Source organism: Thermoanaerobacterales bacterium (assembly GCA_030019475.1).
Classification (GTDB): Bacteria; Bacillota; Desulfotomaculia; order Desulfotomaculales; family JASEER01; genus JASEER01.
In genome coordinates this window covers 1-3,811 of record JASEER010000075.1, presented here as the reverse complement: position 1 = coordinate 3,811, position 3,811 = coordinate 1, and the positions used below count along the sequence as shown (strand labels likewise).

General features: G+C 61.9%; 3 protein-coding genes. All 3 read right to left on the bottom strand.

Annotation, left to right across the window (positions count from 1 at the left end):
* Nucleotides 1-193: 193 nt before the first annotated feature.
* From QMC81_11770 to QMC81_11760, 3 genes are read right to left on the bottom strand one after another with little or no spacing between them, the layout of a single operon-like run.
* Entirely contained in the window at nucleotides 194-1,666 is a 1,473-nt protein-coding gene (locus tag QMC81_11770) for a hypothetical protein (protein ID MDI6908147.1), read from the bottom strand.
* A gap of 18 nt (nucleotides 1,667-1,684) precedes the next feature.
* Nucleotides 1,685-2,683, bottom strand: coding sequence for a hypothetical protein (locus tag QMC81_11765; protein ID MDI6908146.1), 999 nt, complete (start codon nucleotides 2,681-2,683; stop codon nucleotides 1,685-1,687).
* A 5-nt stretch (nucleotides 2,684-2,688) separates the two neighbouring features.
* Nucleotides 2,689-3,630, bottom strand: coding sequence for a copper amine oxidase N-terminal domain-containing protein (locus QMC81_11760; protein ID MDI6908145.1), 942 nt, complete (start codon nucleotides 3,628-3,630; stop codon nucleotides 2,689-2,691).
* Between the last annotated feature and the right edge of the window lie 181 nt (nucleotides 3,631-3,811).

Here is a 3,811-nt window from a genome sequence, read left to right as displayed (position 1 = left end):
TCTGCTGTAAAACACAGCAGGTTCTAAAACGTTGATGTAAACTGCCTCAAAGTGAAGCCTTCGTACCCCCCACCCTGCAATGTTACGTGCGTAACATTGCCCCTAAACCCTTGAGCCGCCTGGGTTTAAAGGGTAAAGAAAAGCCGGGCATGCGCATACCCGGCGAGCCTGCTGTTCCTCGTCCTCTAACAACCTATCGACCTTGGTACAGCCAAATGCCTTTCCCCGTCGTTCTTTTCTCCCCGGTTTCCATGGCCACCACAACGGCCGTGGCCGCGTTGACCGGAAGGAGCTTTGGGTCCACGTCCAAGGCGAACCGGCCGTCTGGTCCGGCAACCGTTTCATTAATAGCCTTGTCGCCCAGGAATATCACGACCTTTGCTCCTGCCGGCGCGTGGCCCGTGACCCGCAGGGTCTCCTCCGGGTCGATCAGGTGGGGCAAGGGGTCCAGGACCAGGGAACGGTAAACGTCAAAATCCAGGGGCAAGAGTAGGAAGAACTCCCGCAGCCGTTCCCGGATAGCCGAATTCTCCGGCCCCGGGGCGAAGATGTCCGGCCATGCGTGATGCCACCGGTTCTCCTCGTTCATCACCCCCGGGAAGAACATGTTGGCGAAATCCTCGGCCAGGGCCTCGGCGGGGTTTTCTCCCCACGCCGCTTCGGAATCGGTTCCGGATAAGATCTCGTCATCGTCGAGTGTCTTGTCGGGCTTCTCCCGCAGTGTTGCCGGGACCGCGGGCCGGCGGAAGTCGGCCCACGTGGTATACACGTCCTTTATCCCCCGAAGATTGAAGTGCTGGCGGAAAAACCAGGCGTGGCCCAGTTCATGCGGCAGTCCCCAAAGCCCGTCGGGCCAGGCCGCGACGATCCGGGGCGCCCATAGCGTGGCCTCGGGGGAATATACGCTTCCCCGTTCGCCGTAGGGCGGATGGGCAATAATCCGCGCATATCCCTTTGCAATGTCGGTCAGCGGATCATCGTCCTGGTACAACATCCGCCCGGGGACAAGGTGGATTTCGGCGCCGTCAAACAGGCCCCGCCCGAAGGGATAAGTCGACCTGTCCAACATATCCCGGACACGGCCCACCGCCTCCCGGTCCGAGACTTGCCTCTCGGCGTCGTCCTCGCCCATTACACTCCAACACCCCGGGGCGTTCAGCCCGACCAGCTCGTACCACAGGGAGCCCTTGTGGGGCCGCGAACCGCCGGGCAAGGACGGTTCGCGCACGCTTAGAACGTGGGTGAGATCTCCGCCGCCCACGAAGACATCCCGTTTCCACATTGCGGCAAGGATTTCATTCATCCAGCCCGCGGCCACCGGGCCGTAGACTCTTATCCCGGCCGGCTCCAGGACCTCGCCGCCCCGTTCCTTCCAGGCCAGGTAAACGGTCCATAGTTCCCGCCACTGCTTGTAGGCTTCTTCCTTCCTCCGCGTGTCGTCCGTTATCGCCGCCAGTCTCCGGAGTTCGTCGAGATCACGACGGTTGAACGCCGTCCACTCGGCAAACAGGCTCGCGCCGGTAACCGGACCACTCGACGGGTGGGTCAGTGATCCCTCAGCTTCTTCGGGTGCCGGCGGCGGGGTCCACGGGACGCCGGCCGTATGCCCGCAACCGGCGAGACACAGCAGTATCATCCAGGCACCGAATAAGAGAGCGATGCGCATTAAGCCAGCCACCCCCCCTTACGGTGACCAGTGGAAGGTAAAGGTCCGTTCCTGGTACGCCTCGAAGTCGGCCACCTGGTACCACTTGCCGTCCGGCCCCTGGAGTGCCGGGAGCGCCTGTCCCTGCTCGTCGTAGAGCTTGAGCCTTGTGTCTCCCTGGTAGACGCCGACGGGCACCTTGACGAGCTTCATAGCACTGTCGTTGGCAAAGGTCGCGGTGCCTGTGTACCATTGCCCTGGTTTGGGCTCGTCCACACCCGGGTCGATGTCCACCGCCACCAGGTTGGGCAACTGCTTGGGGATGCCGTACCAGGCTACCACGGCCGGGAAGTACACCCGCCAGCCCTCCAGGGCCTTGTTGGCCCTGATCTTGTCCAGGTCCGTCTTGCTGGCGAACCGCAGGTCGATCTTGTCCCACTCGCCGTTGACAAGCCAGTTCTTGGTGCTGACGGCAGGGCCTTCAGGACCCCATGGCTGCGATGTCGGGTCGGCCGGGTTCGGCTTCGCGGGATAGTCGATGGTCCACTTGACCACCGTCGCCCCGGTCTTTGGATCGAAACTCTTGATCTCCGCCCGCGGGTTGTCGGGGATGGTACGGTAGTGCTCAGTGTAGAAACCCGGCATATGAGGTCCGCCCCAGGGCATCCCGTACCGTTGCCCGGCGCCGTTGTACTGGTCTTCCGTCATTGGATATACAGCTACTACCTCGGCGCGGGTCAGCTCATATCGCCGCAGGAGATCCTTGAGGCCCCGGCTGCCTTCAGCCCAGCCCGCCGGATAGACGGGGTCGGATTCACAGGTCAGGTTCTTCCTGCCCGGGAAGATGTTGTTCACCCACTTACCGTTTGCGCCCCAAATATCCCAGTAACCCTCGAAGATGAACTTGCCGACGACAACCTCCTCAACCGGGGTCCCTTCTTCGACCGGGGTTCCCTCTTCGGGGGAAGCGAAGGCCGCCCCGTGGGGGACGGCCGTCAGGATCATCAGGAGTGCCAGGAGCCAGGTCAGTTTTCTCATCGCTCTTACATCCTCCCCTTCGCCGGGTTGGGCAGGATCAGGTAGCCAGGGCCGCCTTCAATCCACACTTCGTCCGCGGTCTGCAGTGTGTCCACGGAGATGAGGTACTCCTGCGTCCAGTGGGTCTCCCCGCCGTCGTGGAGAGGAACGGTAGGCCCTCCTTCTTTGATCTTGCCGTCTTTAATAAACCAGAGCGTAGCCTCCCGCGCATGCGGGCTGGACTGCTCAACGTAGAAGCGGCCCCAGGGGTGTTCTGCCGGCGGCCCGGCGAAGCTCATACTATAGACCGTGGTCGCGCCCACCTTGATCGGCAGTTCGGACAGGTCGGCCACCATATAGTCTGCCCCATCAAAATAGGGCTTTTCAAGAAGCGGCTCGTTCGGGTACCGATCCTTCAGTTTCCCCTCGGCCTCAAACTCCTTCACCGGCCCCGGCGGCGCGGGCACCGGCTCGATCACCTTCGGCGGCTCCGCACCGGGCGGATAGATCAGGACCGCGTTCTTTTCGGGCACCCAGTCCACCTTGTAGCCGAAACCCTCCTGGGCTACCCACCGGGCCGGGAGATAAGTCCGGCCGTTGCGGGCCAGGACGGTCACGTCCATGGTCTTGGCCTCGTTGTTGATCCGCAGGTCGCGCTTGCCGACCCAGAGCTTGACCACGGTGTCACCGGCCACCGGGTCCGGCATGGTCAGCGTGACCTGGCCGTTGGCATAGCCGATCTTGTTCTCCGGCACCCCGCAGGCCAGGGCCAGGTAGCGCACCGGGACGTAGGTACGACCGTTCTCGGCGAAGGTCTTGGCGTCCATGGTCTTGGTCTGCCCGTCCACGGTGTACGTGCTCTTGTTCAAGATGAACACCGCGGAATGGCTCGGCGGCCCGGCGAAGGCCGGCAGGGCCAGGGCCAGGATAATGCATAGGGCCAGGATTGCAATCAGGGTGTTGCGCATGGTTTGTGTTGGCACCTCCTCTTGATTAGACAAATTATGCCATGAGATTGTTCGCAGGGCAAGCACAGTGCTAACGCTTAAGAAAGTCTCCTCACCTCCTTTTGTCAACCCGCCCTTGACACGGCAGAGAATTTGAGCGCATAATATAACATAAATGTTATGCAGGTTGTGAACCATGCCG

Excerpts from the sequence above, each read along its gene's own strand:
- QMC81_11770 (MDI6908147.1), bottom strand. The coding sequence starts at position 1,666 with ATGCGCATCGCTCTCTTATTCGGTGCCTGGATGATACTGCTGTGTCTC.
- QMC81_11765 (MDI6908146.1), bottom strand. The coding sequence starts at position 2,683 with ATGAGAAAACTGACCTGGCTCCTGGCACTCCTGATGATCCTGACGGCC.
- QMC81_11760 (MDI6908145.1), bottom strand. The coding sequence starts at position 3,630 with ATGCGCAACACCCTGATTGCAATCCTGGCCCTATGCATTATCCTGGCC.